A 20571-nucleotide genomic window follows, 5' to 3' on the forward strand; every position below is an offset into this window, starting at 1 on the left:
TAAACTCAGACTGAATTATCCTTCAGCCTTAAGAGACCATCCTTAATCTTCTTTTCAAGGTTTGAAAGATGGGTGCCGGACCAGTATAATTTCCGGCAGAACGGGCACCAGCAGAAACTGAGATCTCTTCTGCCTGAAGGGGCATAATCCGCACCTTCGATCTCTTCAGGGCTGGCAGGCCTGAGCAGTGTGTTGCAGAGGGTGCACCTCTTCATCTGAACCTTAAGGTCTCCGGATATCAGGCCTTCACCGATGATCTGGCTGAGCTGACTGAATATATCATCCGATTTAATGTGAACCGCAGAAATGCCCTTTCCCCTCTCAGCAAGTTCACGGTCCCTTGTCAGAAGAATTCTGCCCTCCTCTTTTGCAATTTCCAGGAGGATACTGTCCTCTCTGTTGTTCCCCGGAATTAATACATCAGCAGATTTTGTGTCATATCCTGTAAAACGCAGATATTTTGTGAGGGTTCCAAGCATTCTGTCGGTCAGGAATTTTGTGCAGAAATCATCCCTGCCAAAGCGGCAGTTTTCTGCTCCGCATGGATCTGTGGCAGGATAACTGCTCTCATTCATAGCCAAAATTCCGGATTAAACAAAAACTGGAATTTTTTCACCGCATGCGCCGCACTCATCGCCGTCAAGATGAACAAACCTGTCCATAAATCCAACCCTTTCTATCAGCAGTGAACCGCAGTTGTGGCAGTATGTATTTGTATATTCATGCCCTGCGACATTGCCGATATATGGATATCTAATCCCGCCTTCTTTTGCACATCGGTAAATCTTCTCAAGGCTGGCAAGAGGTGTAGCCGGGATGTCAGTCATGTTGTAATCCGGATGAAACCTTGTGAAGTGAACGGGGGTGTCTTCACCGAGATTTTCATATATCCACTTTATCATTGCCCGGATCTCATCCTCAGAATCGTTCAGTCCCGGAATTACAAGGTTTACGACCTCAATGTGCATCCCGGCCTCCTTTGCGATTATAGTTGCGTCAAGGACAGGCTGAAGCCTTGCAGAACAGACTTTCCTGTAAAAATCATCAGTGAACGCTTTAATATCAACCCTGAAGGCATCAAGCATGCCGGAAAGTTCAGCAAGGCCCTCTCCGGTGATATATCCGTTTGTGACATAAATGGTCCTGAGGCCCTTCTTTTTGGCAATAATACCCATATCAAGGCAATATTCATGCCAGATTGTGGGTTCGTTGTATGTCCATGCAATGGATGAGCAGTCATGCGCAAGTGCCCGCCTGACACCCTCTTCAGGATCAATGACCCTGAGATAATCGGCAGTTTTTACATCAACCTGAGATATACGCCAGTTCTGGCAGTGCCTGCACCTGAAGTTGCACCCGACTCCGCCAAGAGAGTACACCTGAGTTCCCGGAAGGAAATGGTTAAGCGGCTTTTTTTCAATAGGGTCTACAGCCTCTGCCACGACCTTCGCATAACTTTCAGCGTACAGTGTTCCTTCCCTGTTAACCCTGACCGAGCAGATACCCGACTTGCCATCCCGGATTTTACACCTGTGCGGGCAGAGATGGCATATAACAGTGCCATCCCCCTCCCTTCCGTAAAGATTTGCCTCACGCATTCAGTCTCACCCCTTAATTATATCAGTGCCGAAAATACGCTCGTCATACCAATATATCTTTTGATGATATTATCAAAATGGCCGGAGAGGAGAGAATAAAGAGAACCGGAAATGTACATTTTAAAAAACATATATGCTATTGAGGACAATATTTAGAATCAGAATGAAAACCATTGTTCTTTCTGTAGGGGGGTCAATAATTGTCCCTTCACTTGAATCAAATAAAATTGGCGAATTCGCTTCCGTTTTAAAATCGCTCTCAGAAAAATTCAGAATTTTTGTCGTCATAGGGGGAGGGGGAGAGGCCAGAAGGTACATTTCTGTTGCGCGATCCCTCGACATTGATGAGGCGACGTGCGATGAACTTGGCATTATGGTTACAAGGATAAACGCATCACTTCTGTCATGGGCACTTGGGGATTATGCACACCCGGCAATTGCAGACAATTACAATGATGCGCTTGCATATTCAAAGACTGCCAAAATTGTCATTATGGGAGGAATAACTCCAGGACAGACGACTGATGCTGTATCAGCTGTCCTTGCAGAGCGCTCAGGTGCAAATCTCTTAGTAAATGTCACATCAATAGACGGAATATATTCTGATGATCCAAAGAAGGACATTGAAGCTGTAAAATTCGACTCAATGACACATGAAGAACTTGTTGAGATTGTATCATCCGGAAGAATGAATGCAGGCTCAAACAATATCATTGACCTTGTGGCAGCCAAAATTGTGCAGAGAAGTGAAATACCACTCCTTGTAACAGACGGAAGGGATCCGGAAGCGTTTAAATCCGCAATAATGAATGGAACCGGTGCAGGAACAATTGTCAGCAGTGACAGAAAAATGCCAAAACTTCTGTAGCCGGAAGATAAGTGGAAGCAAAAGCTGCCCGAGAGTCACTGCGCTTTTTGGCACTCCCGGAACCGATATACCGGAAAAATCTCTTTTTATTCTGTTTGTGCAGATTTTCAGACAATATTACATCACCACACAAAAAAGCTACATAAACTGTTTAAATCAGGTAAAATGCCCTAAAATGGAATATTTCCCAGACATACGGAAGAACAGGCCCTGCAACGAAATTGAGAGCCAAATCGGCAGACATTAATACGCAAACGTTCAATATATGTTGTCCCACGGGGTAGTAGGGTAGCCTGGTCCATCCTAGAGCGTTTGGGACGCTTTGACGGCAGTTCGAATCTGCCCTACCCCATAATGATGAAAGATACTGCATGCAGGATCTTTTCTGTTCTTTTAAATCAATATATCAGAGAGGATACCAACCTTAATTTCCTTGAATTTGACAATCCTTTCCAGATTCTCATAATGACCATTCTTAGTGCACAGACTACCGACAGGACAGTCAATTCGGTTAAAGGCAGACTTTTTGAGGCTTATCCCGATCCGCATTCAATGGCAGATGCCGAGATCTCCAAAATCGAGGAGATTATAAGGCCTACCGGATTTTACAGGGCAAAATCAAAGAATATCAGGGGCGCATCTGAGATGCTTGTCAGGGAATATGACGGAGTTGTCCCGGACAGTATGGAAGAACTGATAAAACTTCCCGGTGTAGGCAGGAAAACCGCAAATATTGTTCTGAACCACGCCTATGGAATAGATGCCGGAATCGCGGTTGACACTCATGTAAAGCGGGTGTCATACCGGCTGGGTATGACGGACAACACTGATCCTGACAAGATTGAGAGAGATCTCACAGCCCTCTACCCTCAGGAAGTGTGGGGAAAGATGAACTTCCTGCTCATATCACACGGAAGAGCGGTCTGCGATGCAAAAAAACCTGCCTGTGAGAGATGCTGCATAAAAGATTATTGCAGATATTACAGTAATAATAATTTTTTCGGATGATAAGTAGTTCCAATAAAAAAAGATGTGGGATTTTAAGTTAAATCCACGCTTTGCTCATTATTTTTCCGATTTTACCTACTGCTGACCCATGTAGGCATCAATTCTGTCTTTGACATTCTCTTCAAGATTCCTGTACCAGAATGCGTAGTCATAGCGGTGATAAACACCTTCCGGATAGGAACCGATGTCCAGATTTTCTCCTTCAGGAATCATTGTTGTCAGTGCCATCGTCTCCATATCAATCTGTGCATCAGAGTAATTCGGGACCTCACGCAGGAACTCTCCGGTAGAGTCATTGTAAAACCTTGCAGCTATGTTCCCGGATGCCGGGGCATATGTATCATCAGTCTTCCAGTTCAGTGGGTTGATACAGTGTGCACCCTCCATAAGCATAGGGCCACCAACTGAAGTTGGAGACTGAGTATTATATGTAATTACAACTCCGGTGTCGTTCGCACCTTCTGCTGCTGTAAGACCGGCTTTTGCCAGATCATCATCAGTTACGGTATAGCCGATGAGATAGGCTGCAACCATCCGGCTGCGGAGTTCCTCATCATCACCGAAGCGGTTCTTAATAAGCTCTATGAGTGCCATTGTCCCCTGGCTGTGACCTGCAATGATAAAAGGACGGCCTTCATTGAGATTATTGATATAATAATCAAAGGCATCTGAAACATCGGCAGCACCCTGTTTAAATTCTTTTGTATCGGTTGCAAGCATATCTCCCGACATCTGGACACCGGTTGACATCTGACGGTAGTAAGGGGCAAAGACGTTTGCACCCGGTTCATAAACACTTGCCTGTGCCTCTAAAATACCCTGAGCAAGTGCCCTGTCCACATCGTCAGTTATAAGCATTGAACCGGATGAATTACTGCTGACCGTCGGATAGACATAAAAGACATCCACTTCCTTTTCTGCGGCCGGCAGAGAGAGCCAGTTGTATGAATCGCTGTAATCAACGCTGTTATCCGGAGGGAGAACAACAGCATTCTCTTCACTATCACCTGCCTGAGCAGGACTTTCATTACCAACGCAGCCGGCCGTTAAAATGAGGCATACACTCACAAATACAAACAGAAGAAGAGCTAAAAACGAACTGTTTGATAAAACAGACATTTTGCCCTGAGTTTTCACCATAATATTATATTATTCCTGTTCTGTATTATAAACAGATTTCTATTTAGCTGATTTCAGGAAAAAACGAGAATCATAATTTTAAATTGTACATCATCCCTCTCTTCAGGACAATTTAGATTTAAAAGAATCACGCCATATTTTTCCGGATATGAAATGTATGTAAGCGAATTATATATCAAAGATACAGAAAAAAAACTATTTTAATTTTAGATTACATGTACGTCGCAATCACCAGATATACCATACCTGATACAAATGCCGCAGCAGGAATTGTGAGAATCCATGCAGCAACAATCTCCCTGACAATTCCCCATTTTACAGCTGAGGAATACCCTCTTGATGCTCCGGCACCCATAATTGCGCCTGACATTGCATGGGTTGTTGATACAGGCACACCAAAAGAGGTCATAAGTGAGAGAACGGCACCACCGGCAGCGGATGCGGCAAATCCCTGATATGGCCTGATTTTTGTGATACGGTTTGCCATCTTCTCAACAACGCGCCATCCTCCAAGCAGTGTTCCAAGAGATATCATCAGGCAGGAGGATATAATAACCCAGAAAGGCACTTCAAATTCCGTCATAAAACCACCGGCAAGCAGCATAGCCGTAATCATTCCCATCGCGTTCTGGGCATCATTTGCACCATGCCCGACTGCCTGAAGTGCTCCTGCAAAAATCTGAAGCGGTTTAAAAGCCTGATTTAACTTACCGGGATTTGACTTCTGAAAGAGGCGCATAATAATAAGCCCCAGAAGCAGTGCAGATATAAGCCCAAGCATAGGGGAGACGATAATGAAGACAACTACAGCTAAAATCCCTTTGACCTGGACGACATCAAATATTATCAGAAGGGGCACCGTGAATGTAATTCCGGCAAGGAAAGCCGGAATAAGATATAAGCGCCAGTTTTCTTTTTTATACATACAGACCGCAGAGAAGAGAAAGGCGAAGAATGTACCGCCCAAAAGCATGTAAAAGAGAAGAGCTTCGGCAGTTCCGGAAGCCGGCCACAATATTGCGCCAAGACCGCCGCTTGCAATGCCCGCACCAAGAAGACCGCCGATCAGTGCATGACTGCTGGATACAGGGATACCAAAGTATGATGCTGAAAAAACCCAGATGACAGCACCAGACATTGCACCTAAAAGGAGCTGACTGGTCATAAATGAAGGGTCAACAATGCCTTTGCCAATCATGGCCGCAATTGCGGTTGTGAAAACAAGAGGCCCGACAAGGTTGAAAAAAGCTGCCATTAAAACAGCTTTTAAGGGCGAAAGCGCCTTTGTTGCAACAATTGTTGCAATGGAATTTGCAGCATCATTTAGCCCGTTTACAAAATTAAAGAGATATGCCAGGATTATGCCGGCTACGATTATCAGAAATTCCATGAATCTGTTTCAACCTCTAAGAGTGCTTAATCGCTATATCGCCGATAACATTCGCCGCTTCTTCACAGAGATCAGTTGCAATCTCAAGAGTTTCATATATTTCCTTGAGTTTGATAATCCTTATTGCATCATCGCTTAAGAACAACTCACGCAGTGCCCGGTCAAGGATCTCGTCTGCAAGATTTTCAAGACGGTTTATCTCTATACACTTCTCTTCTATGAAATCCGGCTTTTTGAGGTCCCTTAGAGCAGCGGTAACAAGAACCAGCTCCTCAGCCTGCAGATGAATAAGCTTTGACATCTCAACCATATAATTATCAGTCTTTTTGATGTTATATGTGTAAAGCTGCCTTGCAATATCGTCAATATGGTCCAGAATATCATCGAGAACCTTCGCAAGTTTTGAGATCTCTTCCGGTTCAATGGGGGTGATGAAAGTCTTGTTTAATATCTGATATATTGTATGAGTAATATCATCGCCCTCATTTTCATAAGCTTTCATCTTATGACAGTCATTCATCGGGTCATTGAAGTTCTGAATCATTGAACATAAATGAACAGATGCCTTTTTGAGAACTTCTGCCTGTTCTTCAAAAAGATCGAAAAAAACTTTATCCTGAGGTATTATCCAGTCTCTTAGGCCCAACCTTTTTCACCAATTAAAATTGGTCTGCGGATTACATTAACATTTACTAATGACACCGGGGGAAAACGGGTAAATCATAAATGTAACTAATGAGAATTAATTGACAAGACACACGCCCGGGAGATTTAAAAACATGATCTGCCCTTTATTTATCCGCCAAAAATTCCCTGCGGATACTATAGTATAATGCAGATACTTTCCTGAATTATCCGGTAAGTTTGCTGAGACTATGAAGTGCACTATAAATGCCGGTAACGGATTACAATTATATCTCATTGAATACATTTACAGATCAACCGAGGCTGACATACTCCCACGACTAAAGCACGTGGGGTTCTGACGTTTGACATTCTTCAAACATTGCGTCGTGGGGTATCAGTGCTCCCATCGTGTACATCTCTTTCTGTACACGATCAACCATGCTTTTTTGACGATTTGCTATGTTGAATGCAGCATTTACATCAGCATGATCAACGTGGCCACAATGTGGACACTTAAACTCTTTTCCGTTACGAATTCCTATTTTACCACAAATTGAACAGTTTTGAGATGTATATGCAGGATCTATATAATACACCGGAACGCCAAGCAGCTTAGCCTTATATTCTACAAATAACTGTAGTTGATAAAATGACCAACTGTTCAAGGCGTATTTAAACGATTTACTCTGTTTCCGGGAGTTACGAATCCCTTTTAAATCTTCAAATACAAGACCTGCATTTTGTTCTTTAGCAATATTAACAATCCTGCGACTTATTTTATGGTTTAAATCTTTGACAATTCGGGATTCTTTATCCTTTATCTTCTTCAATTGTCTGAATTTTCCCTGTCTTTGAAGTCGTTTACGAATTGCAGAATATTTATTGTGGATATGAAGTGCTTTTTTACCAAGCTTTTCAATTTTTCCAGTATCTGGATTTGCCAATACAGCAATATGGCCCGTAGTGTTCCGATCAACCCCTATAAATGCAGAGGGTATCATCTCGGAATCTTCTTTGACGGTGCACGATATATAAGCAAACTCTTTATCAATTTCAATTTGATTTATTTTCTCAAAATCAGGGAATTGATAATTCAATGTTAATTTTAATGGGACTATTTTGATAATCCGATTATCTTTATCGACTCTGATTGATTGATTTGGAATAACTAAATTTACATTATGTACTCGTTTAATCTTTTTCTGGTTACCATATTTCCGCAATATTTGGTTAGATATTGCTGATTTTAATCCAATATCTTTAACTGCTTTAGAAGACCTGCACTTTGGATTCCTGACTGCAAACTCCGCTACTTTAAAGGCTTTTTTTAGGTCTTCAGTGAAGTCCTGATTGTGACGGATTTTATAGGTCAGAATCATAATTAGTTCTTTTTTGATCTTCGATGTATTTTTTTACAATTTCGTCTGAAATATGACCACAACTCTCACAATAATAACTTCTGGTCCATAATGTTGGAAGACGGGTTCTCAATGTGCTAAACTCCTGTCTTAAAATTCTTGAAGTATAACCTTTAAATTGCTGAATAACCCAATGTGGGCTTGCAGTTGGTTTTGTTTTAACAAATAAATGTAGGTGGTCCGGCATGATTTCCATAACTTCAATTATCACATCAATATCAGATGCCTTTTCATGCAATAACTCTTTCAACCTTACTGCAACATCTGGTTGTAAGACATTTCGCCTATATTTAGGACACCAAATAATATGATACCCAATATTATATACGCAGGTATTCGCATGAGTCCAGCGTTCTTTTTTTGCCAACAGTATAATTATCTAGGGGTAAGAATATATAGTTATTGTCGTGATATAGACGCATTCATCCCACGACTAAAGTCGTGGGCTTTCTGCTGCCATGATCGTAAAACTCAAATTTGCCGTCATCTGATCTGAAGACATCCATATACTCACCTTCGGAGATGATACCGTCCGGAGTCCAGGGAACCGTCATCTCTTCTTTATCTTCAGCTGGAGTTTTTGCGGCTGTGGTCTGCACTGCTGTTGGCTGTACTGTCCCCTGATCTTCACTGACCTGCCCCTCTTCTGTACATCCGCTGATGCATACAGAGAAGAGAAGAAGTGACAGAACTGTCATAATTACAATTACCCCTTTCATAATCTAAGATACACTGATGGAATCATAATACTATCTCCGGCTTTAATTCATATACTGTTTTTTTCAGCCGGAAAGGCGTCCGGGTGAACAGGGATTAAAAAAATTGAGTTAATTTGATTGAAGTTGTATGAAGTGAGATTAATCTTAAAGACCGCCTGTCTTCCCGGCAATGTAATAGGCAATCTTTGAAACATCACCTATATCCACAAATCCATTGAAGTTGAAGTCAGCACCCGGATCTTCAGGAACTATCTTTACAAGCATATATGCCACCTTTGAAGCGTCGCCTATATCAACCACGCCGTTGTGGTTGAAGTCACCTTTTGGATAAACAATAATATATTCAGTCTTTGTCTCCGTGTCAGCCCCTGCATCGTTTGAAACGGTCAGATTTACAGTATAATTTCCGGCTGAGCTGTATGTGTACACCGGATTCCGGATGGTGGATAATCCTCCGTCACCAAACGACCAGTTCCATGATTCCGGACTGCCTGTAGAGAGATCACTGAAATTAACTGCCAGAGGTGATGTCCCTTTTGTCTTATCTGCTGAAAAATCTGCATCAGGGCTTATCATGCCAGATTCAGGAGCAATTTTTACTACCCAGCCATCATAGTCACCATGGTTTCCACTTACATCCCCATCATTTGATTCTGTATAGCCGGCTACTATATATCCGCCATCGTCTGTCTTCCGGATACACTTTGCATAGTCATAATCCGAACCGCCAAGACAGCGCTGCCACTCAATAAATCCAAGGAAGTCCACTTTAACAACCCAGGCGTCATATCCGCCATGATTTCCGGTGACATCACCATCAATGGATAAAGTTTCATTAGACATGGTTTCTCCGGCTAATATATAACCACCATCAACAGACTGCTGTATACTGTATGCACTATCAGAGGCCACCCCTCCCAGACAGCGCTGCCACTCAGAATAACCATCTGAATCCATTTTGACAGCCCAGAAGTCTAATGCACCATGCCCGAATACATCACCATCGTATGTGTAGGATTCTCCGGCGGTTATGTAGCCGCCATCGTCTGTCTGTATTATGCTGCTTGCCGATTCACCATAAGAACCGCCGATGCATCTCTGCCACTGAAGATTTCCTGCTGAGTCCAGTTTCACTGTCCAGGCATCACATACTCCAAGGCATCCGCTTACATCACCGTCATTTGATCCTGTAAAACCGGTTATTATGTAGCAGCCATCGTCTGTCTGCGTTATGCTGTAGGCATAGTCTGCGCCTGATCCGCCAAGACAGCGCTGCCACTGCAGAATTCCTGCGGAGTCAAGTTTCACCACCCAGAAATCACCCAATCCATGATTTCCTGTGACATCGCCGTCTTCTGAGTAGGTCACTCCGGCGATGATGAACCCTCCGTCGCCTGTCCCGCAGAGGCTATATGATTCATCATAATTCCAGCCGCCAAGGCAGTGCTGCCACTGAAGATTTCCGCCGGAGTCAAGTTTCACAACCCAGAAATCGCTTACTTCCTGAAATTCACTGATATCTTCGTCATTTGATACGTGACTGTTAATCACGGTCCCTTCCGGGATTTTACCCCCGTGGTGTCCGCTGACATCTCCATCATCTGATGTTGTAGAACCGGTTATTATGTATCCGCCATCGCCTGTCTGCTTTATGTCATATCCCCTCTCCGCACCTGTTCCTCCAAGACAACGCTGCCACTGAAGAGTTCCGCCGGAGTCAAGTTTCACTACCCATACATCATGTCCTCCATGATTTCCGCTTACATCGCCGTTGCTTGAATTGGTAAATCCTGTTGCGATGTAGCCCCCGTCTCCCGTCTGCTCTATGCTGTACAGATGATCAATGCCGGTACCACCAAGACAGAGCTGCCATTGCACACCGGGGAATTCCGTCTTTTTCTTAGCTGAAGGAACTTCTTCTATAAAACTGTTCAAAGTACCTCTGAGGTTGTCCTTCCTCAGTAATCTCCATGATGAATCGGTTTCACTTCCGGCAGTTGCATTTGAGATGTAAACCGGAAGCATATCAGCCGGAACTGTTGCAGCCCGGCCATAATTAAGAACCCTGCTTTCATTTCCTGTAACAGTACAGATAAAGACTTCCGGTTTGTATGTAACATTGTGATATGTTTTAACGTCAATATCGACAGAGAAGTTGTATTCAGCTCCGGATGAGAGACTGTTCACATCAAAAACAAACTGGTCCCTCTCTTTACCGAATTCCCACGTAACAGGGGCATTGCAATTAATAGAATAAGGTATTTTTGAAGTCGTTACATTTCCGGAATCAGGGTAACTTATTCTTCCCCAGCATTCAGTAAAACTGAGATTAGCAAATACTACTGAGAATTCAAAATGCTGTACGCCTGACTCCTCAAAGAATGTCCTGTTAAATGTTCTTGATATGGTAAACTGAAGTTCCATCTCATCTGTCTTTGAAGACTGCGCAGATGTACTCAGGACCTCCCCGACCCCAATATTAAATGACTCAGGGAACTTCCAGCAAATCCTGTCGCCTGTTATTGAGGCATAATCAGGCCAGGCATATCCGGTAATATATTCCGAAAATCCAGGAATATCCATTGAGAATTCCGGGCGTACAAGAACTCTTTCTGAATTATTGTCTTCATCTGAATCTTTTGTACTGAGGTCCCCGGCATAGAATATTTCTTCATTTACAATGGAGAGAAAATAATTATAAACCCCTGTATAACTTCCGGCAGAAATTATATCTCCTTCACTATCCACCACAAGATTCTGGTTGAGGTAAAAAGTTGCCTGACAGGGTTCAGGTGCTGTTACAATAATATAATCTGTTTTTGTCTCTGTGTCAGCCCCTGCATCGTTTGAAACGGTCAGATTTACAGTATAATTTCCGGCTGAGCTGTATGTGTACACCGGATTCCGGATGGTGGATAATCCTCCGTCACCAAACGACCAGTTCCATGATGTTGTGTTATTTTTTGAGAGGTCAGTGAAATTAACTGTCAGGGGTGATGTCCCTGTTGTCTTATCTGCTGAAAAATCGGCATCAGGTTTTTTTACGTCAGATTCAGGAGCAGATTTAACCACCCAGAAATCACCGCTCCCATGGCTACCGCTTACATCACCATCGTTTGAGAAGGTAACACCTGCTGTTATGTAAATCCCGTCACTGATCTGCACTATACTGCGTAGAGAATCTCCCTCTGATCCCCCAAGGCAGCGCTGCCACTCAGGAGTTCCGCCGGAGTCAAGTTTCACTACCCAGCCATCCCATTTGCCATGTTTTCCGCTGACATCTCCATCGTCAGAATGTGTTTCTCCGGCGATTAAGTATCCGCCACCTTCTGCCAGTTCTATACTGTAGGCAGTGTCCCCGCTGGTTCCGCCGAGGCATTGCTGCCACTGAAGGGTTCCGCCGGAGTTAAGTTTCACAACCCAGGCATCACCGCTGCCGTGGTTGCCGCTGGCATCTCCATCGTTTGAGGAGGTCCCTCCGGCGATTATGTATCCGCCATCGCCCGTTTTCTGTATGCTGTATGCTTTGTCACCACCTGCACCTCCAAGACAGTGCTGCCACTGAAGAGTTCCTCCGGAGTTAAGTTTCACAACCCAGGCATCACCGCCGCCGTGGTTACCGCCGGCATTTCCATCATTTGAGAAAGTTTCTCCGGTGATTATGTACCCGCCATCGCCAGTCTCCCGGACACACCTTGCGCAGTCATAATCTGAACCGCCGAGGCATTGCTGCCACTCAAGGGTTCCGTTTCTATCCAGTTTTACTATCCAGGCATCTCCGCCGCCATGGTTACCACTGACATTGCCATCGTTTGAGTAGGTCTCTCCGGCGATTATATATCCTCCGTCACTGCTCTGCTGTATGCTGTATGCAGTATCATCACCGGAACCGCCAAGGCACTGCTGCCACTCAATATCCCTGTCCAAATCGACTTTTACCACCCATGCATCGCCGCCGCCATGGTTACCGCCGGCATCACCGTTGTCAGATGTGGTCCTTCCTGCAAGTGAATAACCTCCGTCATTAGTCTGTATTATGCTCGATGCAGAGTCATCACCGGTCCCGCCCAGGCATTGCTGCCACTCAAAAATTCCGCCGGAGTCAAGTTTCACTACCCAGGCATCGGTCCATCCGCCATGGTGACCGCTGACATCTCCATCGGATGAGTAGGCATATCCGGCGATTATGTATCCGCCATCGCCCGTTTTCTGTATGCTGTTTAATAATTCAGTCATTGAGCCGCCCAGACAGCGCTGCCAGTCTAAGGCAGGACCTTCAGGAACAGCGTCTGGCTGAATTGACGTGGAGTATAATTCAGCATAAGAAGAAGGAAATGCAGATTCCTGAGCAGAAGCAATACCAAAAACGGCAGATAAAGCCATAAATATGATGAAACACACAAGTGCTTTCATTTACAATCACCAAACCCTGAACACATGATTTTGTTTCTGCCGGAAATTTTTAAAGTCCGTATTTACGGCATTCAGCAACCATCAATATGTCTAAATAGCAGGCATTGTTTTAATATTAAATATTACTTTCCATAATGGAAATAGATCGACTTCTCCCCCGCAAATTCAGTTATCTGTAAAAGTTCCTTAAAAAATGATTTATAATGTTAATCTGCCTCATTTATCTGATGCAGGTTCTTGCCGGAGGTATAATATCAGAATATCTTCCGGTTACAGGTAATAGTCATCCCTGTTTCTGCCCATTATAATCCTGACAATAACTATCACTGCAACAATGAGGGCAACTGCCGCGATAATCCAGATGTATATGCCGTTATCGTCACCATCGCTGCCGGTGGCGTTAAAACTGCCGGCAGAAACCGGCTTTTCCGTATATCCGGCAGCCGGTTTAACTGTTGTTTCTGCTACGCTGCCGGTTCCGGAATCACCTCCGGAGGTATCAGATGTATATGATCCTGCCGGAACGAACCCTTCGGGAATTGCAGGTGTTGTTTTTGGACTTACAGCCTCAGGTGTCGGCGTTGGTGTAGGGGTGTAATCGTCATAGACTGTGAAGGTTGTATTGGTTATAAAGGCATAATCCGGAGGATTCTTTGAGTCTTTCTGATTGAAGAAATACTCTACCGTCCATGTCCCTCTCCACGGGATCATATCAGCTTTTGCACCGGCTACGAGGCTGCTGATATTAACTGAGTAATACCCCATACCGCCGTCATTGAAGAGTCCGCCTTCGTCATCTCCGGGTGGCGTATAAAAAACATCCCTGCCGGGCCGGATGTAGATCTCCTTGCCGTGCGGAGTTTTAAGGGTGCAGATGTAATCCGATGCAGCGCCCCATTCGTCGGTGTCTGATTCAGGGACTATTTTTATCCATGAGATATGGTAATACTGAAAATCTGCCGGGTATTCATCTTTAAGTCCGGATATGTCACCGGGAGTATAACCCCATGCTGTGCCGGATTCAAGATACTCAGCAGGGTAGGCAGATGCCACACCCGCAAATAAAGCGATGAACATAGCAACAGCCACAACAGCAGCCACAATTCCGGCATGAAGGATATTTGTGACTGTATCAGTTGTGGCAGCTGACGGATTTTGTCCGCTGAAATTCCAGTTACACCTATTGGAATCAAATCTACCGGGAGCAGGGTTATCAGGATTAATGTCACGGGAGTTTAAGGCACAGGAATCCGGAAGAGTTAATGTTAATCCGGAGGGCTTCTTCCCCGGAGTTTTATTATATGTCAGAATATTACCTCCATTTAATGTTACATCTACAGAGTGAGAGGATATTATTTAAATATAAGCAGGGGGGGATCGGGAAATGATAAAATAATGAGTTCTTTTCAGAGCTTATGTCCGGTGATTAAAGCCTCATTTTAAATCTGACACTATTTATTAATTGTAAACTCATATATTAAATAAGAAAATAATAGCGGAAAATGGGTCAATATGAGAAATTTAAGTTCAAATATCAGTGACAAAGCTAATCTTATCTGGTCAATTGCAGACAAACTGACCGGAGCATACAAACCACACGAATACGGAGAGGTTATTCTTCCTCTGACTGTAATAAGACGTTTTGACTGCGTTCTTGCGGACACGAAGGATGCAGTTCTTGCAGAAGACGAGAAGATGAAGACTGTTGCAATGAAGGATGAATTTCTTAAGAGGAAATCCGGCTACTCATTTTATAATACAAGCAGATTTACTTTTCAGAGACTGCTTGATGATCCGGATAACATCGAGGCGAACTTTAAAAATTATCTGAACGGTTTTTCTCCGAATGTTCAGGAGATTATTGAGAAGTTTAAGTTTGACGGACACATTACAACGATGGCGAAGAAGGGCATTCTGTATAATGTCTTAAAGGAGTACACAACGCCGAAAGGAAACCTTCACCCGTCAAAAATATCCAATCTGGAGATGGGATACATCTTTGAGGAGATTATCAGGCGTTTTTCAGAGTCACACAATGAGGATGCCGGACAGCACTACACCCCGCGTGAAGTCATTGAACTGATGGTAAACATTCTGTTTATTGATGACAGTGATGTCCTGTCCGGAAATAACATCAAAAAAACACTGTATGATCCGGCATGCGGTACAGGCGGTATGCTTTCAGTCGCTTCCGAATATCTGCACAGGATGAATTCCGGGGCAGAACTTATCGGGTTTGGTCAGGAGCTTAATGATCATACATTTGCTATCTGCAAGGCTGATATTCTGATTAAGGGCGGAGGTGCAGAACAGATTAAAAACGGAAATACGTTATCTGATGACCAGTGTGCAGATATGCAGTTTGACTATATCCTCTCAAATCCGCCTTTTGGCAGGGAGTGGAAGAATGAGAAGAGTGCGATTGAGAAAGAGGCAAAACAGGGCTTTGCCGGAAGGTTTGGTCCGGGAACGCCTGCAATCGGTGACAGCCAGATGCTATTTCTGTTAACGGCAATATCGAAGATGAAGGATTCAGGATCAAGGGTTGCTATTATTCATAACGGTTCTCCGCTCTTTACCGGAGATGCGGGTTCAGGCCCGTCTGAGATAAGGAGATATATCTTAGAGCATGATCTCCTGGATGCTATAATTGCTCTTCCGAATGACATATTCTACAATACCGGAATTGCGACCTATATCTGGGTATTATCCAACAAAAAACCGGAGAAAAGGAGAGGAAAGGTTCAGTTAATCAATGCCAATCATATGTTTGTCAAACGCAGGAAATCACTTGGCAATAAGAGAAACGACATCTCCCCACAAGCAATTGCTGAAATCACCCGGATTTACGGTGAGTTTAAGGAGAATGACATAAGCAAAATATTCAGTAACGAGGATTTTGGTTACCACAAAATAACGGTTGAACGCCCGCTTCTGGACGAGAACAATAAACCTGTTCTCTCAAAAGGAAAACCAAAACCCGACTCATCAAAGCGAGATACAGAGAACATTCCCCTGAGTGAAGACATCAACAAATACTTCGGGCGTGAAGTCCTCCCTTTCGCACCGGACGCATGGATTGACGAAAAGAAGACAAAAGTCGGCTATGAGATCTCCTTCACCCGCTATTTCTACAAGTACACCCCTCCACGACCAAGCAAGGAGATCATGGACGAAATCTTAACCCTTGAACAGGAACTTGAAGGCAGCCTCACGGAGATTTTCCGGAAATGACACCTGAAGATATTCCAGACTCCGATTCTGGTTATGATTCATATTCCGGTTATGATTCTGATTACAATTCTGAATCACTTTCTGCCCCTCATTTCCTCCCATCAGACGACATTCACCAGAATGTCCGCAGGAATGTCATTTCGGCATATAAACAAATATCCACAATAATTTCAATTCGGAACGCACTGCGTTCCAAATTAGATCACTCTTATATAGTACTTTCAATTCGAGACGCACTGCGTCTCGAATTCAAAACACCCAATTTCCGGCAGCCAATACAGATTCCAGAGACAGAGACAAAGACAAAGACAAAAACAAAAACAAAAACAGACGAATCACATCCTCACCAATATCCTTACCCTCACTCACATCTTCATCAAAAGATCTCTGGTGGTATCTAATGAGAACAATGAAAGATTCCGGTATTGAGTGGATAGGCAAAATCCCGGAAGACTGGAATGTCTTTACACTGAAAAGAGTTTTCTCTGAAAGAAATGGTGGTGCTTGGGGAGAAGAAGCAAAAGGTAATGATGGTGATTTAATTTGCATTAGAGTTGCAGATTTTAATTTTTCAAATTTGAAAATCTCTATAAAAAACGAATACACAAAAAGAAATTATCCTAAAAACATTATAGACAAGTTACTGCTTAAACCTGGAGATATTCTAATTGAAAAATCGGGTGGTGGAGACTTAACTCCAGTAGGACGTGTTGTAATATTTCTTGAAGACTTTCCTGCAATTTATGCAAATTTTATTGAAAAGCTCAAAGTAAATAGAGAACATTACCCAATGTATGTTGAGTACTTATTATCAACATTATATAATACAACAATATCATTAAAATACATCAAACAAACAACCGGCATTCAAAATTTAGATATATCTGCATTTTTATCTAAAGAAAATGTGGCTCTGCCAAACATAAATGAACAAACCCGCATCGCCTCATTCCTCGACAAAAAATGTGCCGCGATTGACTCTGCAATCGAAAATCAGCGGGCATCTATTGATAAGCTGAAGGAATACCGGCAGTCGGTGATAACTGAGGCTGTGACAAAGGGCCTGAATCCGGATGTGCCTATGAAGGATTCCGGTGTTGAATGGATTGGTGAGATTCCGGAAGGGTGGGATGTAACAAAAGTATCAATGCTCTACAATGTAGTTTTAGGGAAGATGCTTAGCAATAATCCTTCAGATGAATCTGATACTTTGGAAAATTATCTGTGTGCGGCTAACTTAAAATGGGACGGAATACGGGTTGATGAAGTTAAGCGAATGTGGTTTTCTAAGACTGAAAAATCTCGTTATCTATTAAATAAAGGGGATATTGTCGTTACTGAAGGTGGGGATATTGGTGTCTCATCAGAATATCTTGGAGAAGCAAGTCCTTGTTATATTCAAAATGCTGTCCATAAAGTAACTGCAAAAGACAAGAATGCAAGCAATAAATTATTTTACTATTGGATGGGTGCTGTAAAAAATTCAGGATACTTAGATTTAATCTGCAATAAGGCAACCATTGCTCATTATACAAAAGAAAAATTATGCACAACTCCTGTTTTAGCTATTCCTATAAAAGAACAAACCGAAATCACCGGATATCTTGATGAAAAATGCACTGCTATTGATGAAGCAGTGTCCGGGAAGGAGAAACTTATTGAGAAACTTGAGGAGTATAAGAAATCGCTGATATATGAGGCAGTAACCGGAAAGATTGAAATTGCAGAGATTTCAACATAAAATCTGAAAAATTCAGGTCAAAGCCAAGTTAAATCCAGATTAATTTTATTTTAAATCCGGGTTGAAAAATCTGATCTCTATTTTTACCATGTTCCGTATGGTTCAATGTCACGCCCAGATTGGTACATATTTCATATATCTTGGTGCTGTGTCGGGGTCAAAGGGTTTTATGAGGTCATTGGCAAGGGCGTCTTTAATGAGACGGGAAACTGCGGAATTCTTTGAGTTAGAAAGACCAAAACGTTCACGCAGGGATTTATTGGTCATATAATCATTGCTGACCTGCTTTAAACATGCGTGCATATAGCAGGCCCACAACCTCTCTTCATGAGTCATCTTATTGTAAGGGATGTGGCTGTACATCGTTACTCTGGTAAACTCGTCATACTCCTCAATCTTAGGCACCGGGAGCTGTGAGAACTCACAAAGAGAAACCACTTTGTCCCATCCGCTTCCACGCTCTTCACAAAAACCAACTCTTCGCATCAGGGAAGACATTATCTCATTGCGTGACCTTGGAGGATTGTCAATAATACGCCAGACATCAACAAGCGGTGCCCCCGGATTGGTGATCTCAATACGGCTTTCAAATATCTCAATCATAGGGCCTGCACCGGTTATTGATAAGTCCTGATGAATAAGTGCATTTGCAATAAGTTCACGGACTGCATCCATCGGATAAGAAGAGACAGTTCTTCTCATACCTGACACAATAACTTCACCCATCGGCAAAAGCCCGCTTATGTATGTAATAAGACCTTCAAAGCCTGAAGCATAGCCCTTTGATTCCTCATACTCACGGATTGCTTCAATCCGGCTGCTGCCCCTGTACTGAATAACCCGAATACTCTTTCTGAAAATCCCCGGAAAATAGGACAGTTTCCGGGCAAACATGATCGCACCAAGATTTGTTATTGAATACAGACCGTTGTCCTCCAAAATAACAATACGCTCCTCTGCAAGATAATGAACAATCTGATCAATCTCAGTTGGAAGAGGCATTTTGACCAGATCAAAATATGTGGTATAATCCAGACACCTGACAACATCCTCCTTCTTTAGATTCTGCTTTGCAGTCAGCAGTTCATAATCTGAGTTATTAATCCTGTTCCAGAGCCTTGTTTCCATTGCAGGATAGGATTTTAATGGCTTTTTGTAACTGCCTACACGGATATAAGCATTATTTTTAAACGTAACCGGTCTGGATATTGCCTTTCGGATGGTAAGAAGGACAACGTTTTTGCCGTCAACATCAGCCTTCTGAAACTCAAAATCCGCGTTATCACTCAGCATATGCCGGAGCCAGTTTTCAAGCTCTTCATTGCCGACCTTATAACTCCGGTAATCAAAAGTTGTCCCCACAATCCCGTGTGTATCGTCACTGACACCCCAGATCAAATAAGCTGAGTTTTTATCATGATATGTTGCCGAATTTCCAAGTGCACTGATATATTCTCCAATATCTTCATGACTGGCATTGTTCTGCTTAAACTCAACCCATTCGGTTTCAGTTGGAAGTCCTGCAAGTTCTTTGACCAAACGACTCAGATTCATATGTCCTTCACCCGGATTCTTTACAATACATATCTATCTTTTACCAGATAGTATTTTTCCTGAAAACATCAGAAATGCAAGTTAAATGCAACTTAAATTAAATTCATAAAAATTAGTATTTTAGTTAATAATGGCTACAATGACAGTATAATTAAAAATATTTTTGGAACATATTTTACTTTTGCAAGTTAAATGCAACTTAAATGCAGATTAAACAGGCGAGAACAGGCACTTCATGTAACCGACAGGTGAAAATAACCAAAATGACCATTAAATTCCGGATTTTAACAAAAATTCAGATCTGAATAATGGAAAATACAGGTGAATTCCAGACAATGTGCAGGAGAAATGCAAGTTAAATTAAACTCAGGAAAACGTCTGCTTCGAGATATAAAAGACATATGGAAGATTCATGCAAATATTTTTTCAGGACTGATTTTACTTTTGCAAGTTAAATGCAAGTTAAATGCAGATTAAACAGGCGAGAACAGACACTTCATGTAACCGGCAGGTGAAAATAACCAAAATGACCTTTAAATTCCGGATTTTAACAAAAATTCAGATCTGAATAATGGAAAATACAGGTGAATTCCAGACAATGTGCAGGAGAAATGCAATTTAAATTAAACTCAGGAAAATGCCTGCTTTGAGATATAAAAGACATATTGGAGATTTAAGCAATTATTTTATCTGGACCGATTTTACTTTTGCAAGTTAAATTCAACTTAAGAGGCTGTTGCACAGTTATTTTCCTGTAGACAATAAGATAATTTCATTTGACGAACGGGAATTTTTTGACAAGTTTTGATCAATACATACAAACAATTTATTCATTTGTCCACTATATTTTATTCACGCAAC

At 42.6% G+C, this 20571-nt stretch carries 15 protein-coding genes and 1 tRNA gene; 5 read left to right on the forward strand and 11 right to left on the reverse strand.

The genetic code is table 11. The features are described 5' to 3' along the window. Positions 1-5: 5 nt before the first annotated feature. Positions 6-575: a Mut7-C RNAse domain-containing protein gene (locus METLIM_RS02900; RefSeq protein ID WP_004076420.1), complete on the reverse strand. Its 570-nt coding sequence runs from the start codon at positions 573-575 to the stop codon at positions 6-8. A 15-nt stretch (positions 576-590) separates the two neighbouring features. Continuing rightward, on the reverse strand, positions 591-1598 hold the full coding sequence (amrS, locus tag METLIM_RS02905) for an AmmeMemoRadiSam system radical SAM enzyme (protein ID WP_004076421.1): 1008 nt from the start codon (positions 1596-1598) through the stop codon (positions 591-593). A gap of 163 nt (positions 1599-1761) precedes the next feature. Between amrS and pyrH the strand changes: the two genes are divergently transcribed. The 3 genes from pyrH (at position 1762) to nth (ending at position 3474) form a co-directional block, all read left to right on the forward strand. Further along, the gene (pyrH, locus tag METLIM_RS02910) at positions 1762-2466 is read left to right on the forward strand and encodes a UMP kinase (RefSeq protein WP_004076422.1); all 705 of its coding nucleotides are present in this window, start codon (positions 1762-1764) and stop codon (positions 2464-2466) included. 277 nt (positions 2467-2743) lie between these two features. After that, positions 2744-2818, forward strand: a tRNA-Pro gene (locus METLIM_RS02915). Between the two features lie 2 nt (positions 2819-2820). Further along, on the forward strand, positions 2821-3474 hold the full coding sequence (gene nth, locus METLIM_RS02920; protein WP_004076423.1) for an endonuclease III: 654 nt from the start codon (positions 2821-2823) through the stop codon (positions 3472-3474). A gap of 75 nt (positions 3475-3549) precedes the next feature. Here the strand turns inward: nth and METLIM_RS02925 are convergent, their stop codons facing one another. From METLIM_RS02925 to METLIM_RS02960, 8 genes are all read right to left on the reverse strand, one after another. Beyond that, a complete protein-coding gene (locus METLIM_RS02925; protein WP_004076424.1) occupies positions 3550-4614 on the reverse strand; it encodes a DUF3089 domain-containing protein in 1065 nt (354 codons plus the stop codon). Between the two features lie 211 nt (positions 4615-4825). Continuing rightward, positions 4826-6004: an inorganic phosphate transporter gene (locus tag METLIM_RS02930; protein ID WP_004076425.1), complete on the reverse strand. Its 1179-nt coding sequence runs from the start codon at positions 6002-6004 to the stop codon at positions 4826-4828. Between the two features lie 16 nt (positions 6005-6020). After that, positions 6021-6650: a DUF47 domain-containing protein gene (locus tag METLIM_RS02935; RefSeq protein WP_004076426.1), complete on the reverse strand. Its 630-nt coding sequence runs from the start codon at positions 6648-6650 to the stop codon at positions 6021-6023. A gap of 319 nt (positions 6651-6969) precedes the next feature. Next, entirely contained in the window at positions 6970-8010 is a 1041-nt protein-coding gene (locus METLIM_RS02940) for an RNA-guided endonuclease InsQ/TnpB family protein (protein ID WP_004076427.1), read from the reverse strand. Continuing rightward, positions 7994-8416: an IS200/IS605 family transposase gene (gene tnpA, locus METLIM_RS02945; RefSeq protein WP_004076428.1), complete on the reverse strand. Its 423-nt coding sequence runs from the start codon at positions 8414-8416 to the stop codon at positions 7994-7996. The genes METLIM_RS02940 and tnpA overlap by 17 nt, the downstream gene beginning before the upstream one ends. A 55-nt stretch (positions 8417-8471) precedes the next feature. After that, on the reverse strand, positions 8472-8768 hold the full coding sequence (locus tag METLIM_RS02950) for a hypothetical protein (protein WP_004076429.1): 297 nt from the start codon (positions 8766-8768) through the stop codon (positions 8472-8474). A 144-nt stretch (positions 8769-8912) separates the two neighbouring features. After that, complete coding sequence (locus tag METLIM_RS17295; protein WP_004076430.1) at positions 8913-13181, reverse strand: PKD domain-containing protein; 4269 nt, start codon at positions 13179-13181, stop codon at positions 8913-8915. Positions 13182-13451: 270 nt separating this feature from the next. After that, a complete protein-coding gene (locus METLIM_RS02960; RefSeq protein ID WP_004076431.1) occupies positions 13452-14282 on the reverse strand; it encodes a hypothetical protein in 831 nt (276 codons plus the stop codon). 411 nt (positions 14283-14693) lie between these two features. Here METLIM_RS02960 and METLIM_RS02965 point away from each other — a divergent pair, with 411 nt between their 5' ends. Together METLIM_RS02965 and METLIM_RS02975 are read left to right on the forward strand one after the other, a co-directional pair. Beyond that, positions 14694-16415: a type I restriction-modification system subunit M gene (locus METLIM_RS02965; protein ID WP_004076432.1), complete on the forward strand. Its 1722-nt coding sequence runs from the start codon at positions 14694-14696 to the stop codon at positions 16413-16415. 400 nt (positions 16416-16815) lie between these two features. After that, positions 16816-18156: a restriction endonuclease subunit S gene (locus METLIM_RS02975; protein WP_004076434.1), complete on the forward strand. Its 1341-nt coding sequence runs from the start codon at positions 16816-16818 to the stop codon at positions 18154-18156. 108 nt (positions 18157-18264) lie between these two features. Here METLIM_RS02975 and METLIM_RS02980 read toward each other — a convergent pair whose 3' ends face one another. Next, entirely contained in the window at positions 18265-19710 is a 1446-nt protein-coding gene (locus METLIM_RS02980) for an ATP-binding protein (protein WP_004076435.1), read from the reverse strand. Between the last annotated feature and the right edge of the window lie 861 nt (positions 19711-20571).

The sequence above is a fragment of the Methanoplanus limicola DSM 2279 genome (assembly GCF_000243255.1).
Taxonomy (GTDB): Archaea; Halobacteriota; Methanomicrobia; order Methanomicrobiales; family Methanomicrobiaceae; genus Methanoplanus; species Methanoplanus limicola.

What these genes read in the sequence shown, in the direction of transcription:
- METLIM_RS17295 (WP_004076430.1), bottom strand. Translation starts at nt 13,181, where the DNA reads ATGAAAGCACTTGTGTGTTTCATCATATTTATGGCTTTATCTGCCGTT.
- METLIM_RS02900 (WP_004076420.1), bottom strand. Translation starts at nt 575, where the DNA reads ATGAATGAGAGCAGTTATCCTGCCACAGATCCATGCGGAGCAGAAAAC.
- METLIM_RS02975 (WP_004076434.1), top strand. Translation starts at nt 16,816, where the DNA reads ATGAGAACAATGAAAGATTCCGGTATTGAGTGGATAGGCAAAATCCCG.
- METLIM_RS02940 (WP_004076427.1), bottom strand. Translation starts at nt 8,010, where the DNA reads ATGATTCTGACCTATAAAATCCGTCACAATCAGGACTTCACTGAAGAC.
- METLIM_RS02925 (WP_004076424.1), bottom strand. Translation starts at nt 4,614, where the DNA reads ATGGTGAAAACTCAGGGCAAAATGTCTGTTTTATCAAACAGTTCGTTT.
- METLIM_RS02965 (WP_004076432.1), top strand. Translation starts at nt 14,694, where the DNA reads ATGAGAAATTTAAGTTCAAATATCAGTGACAAAGCTAATCTTATCTGG.
- amrS (WP_004076421.1), bottom strand. Translation starts at nt 1,598, where the DNA reads ATGCGTGAGGCAAATCTTTACGGAAGGGAGGGGGATGGCACTGTTATA.
- METLIM_RS02930 (WP_004076425.1), bottom strand. Translation starts at nt 6,004, where the DNA reads ATGGAATTTCTGATAATCGTAGCCGGCATAATCCTGGCATATCTCTTT.
- pyrH (WP_004076422.1), top strand. Translation starts at nt 1,762, where the DNA reads ATGAAAACCATTGTTCTTTCTGTAGGGGGGTCAATAATTGTCCCTTCA.
- METLIM_RS02950 (WP_004076429.1), bottom strand. Translation starts at nt 8,768, where the DNA reads ATGAAAGGGGTAATTGTAATTATGACAGTTCTGTCACTTCTTCTCTTC.
- nth (WP_004076423.1), top strand. Translation starts at nt 2,821, where the DNA reads ATGATGAAAGATACTGCATGCAGGATCTTTTCTGTTCTTTTAAATCAA.
- METLIM_RS02980 (WP_004076435.1), bottom strand. Translation starts at nt 19,710, where the DNA reads ATGAATCTGAGTCGTTTGGTCAAAGAACTTGCAGGACTTCCAACTGAA.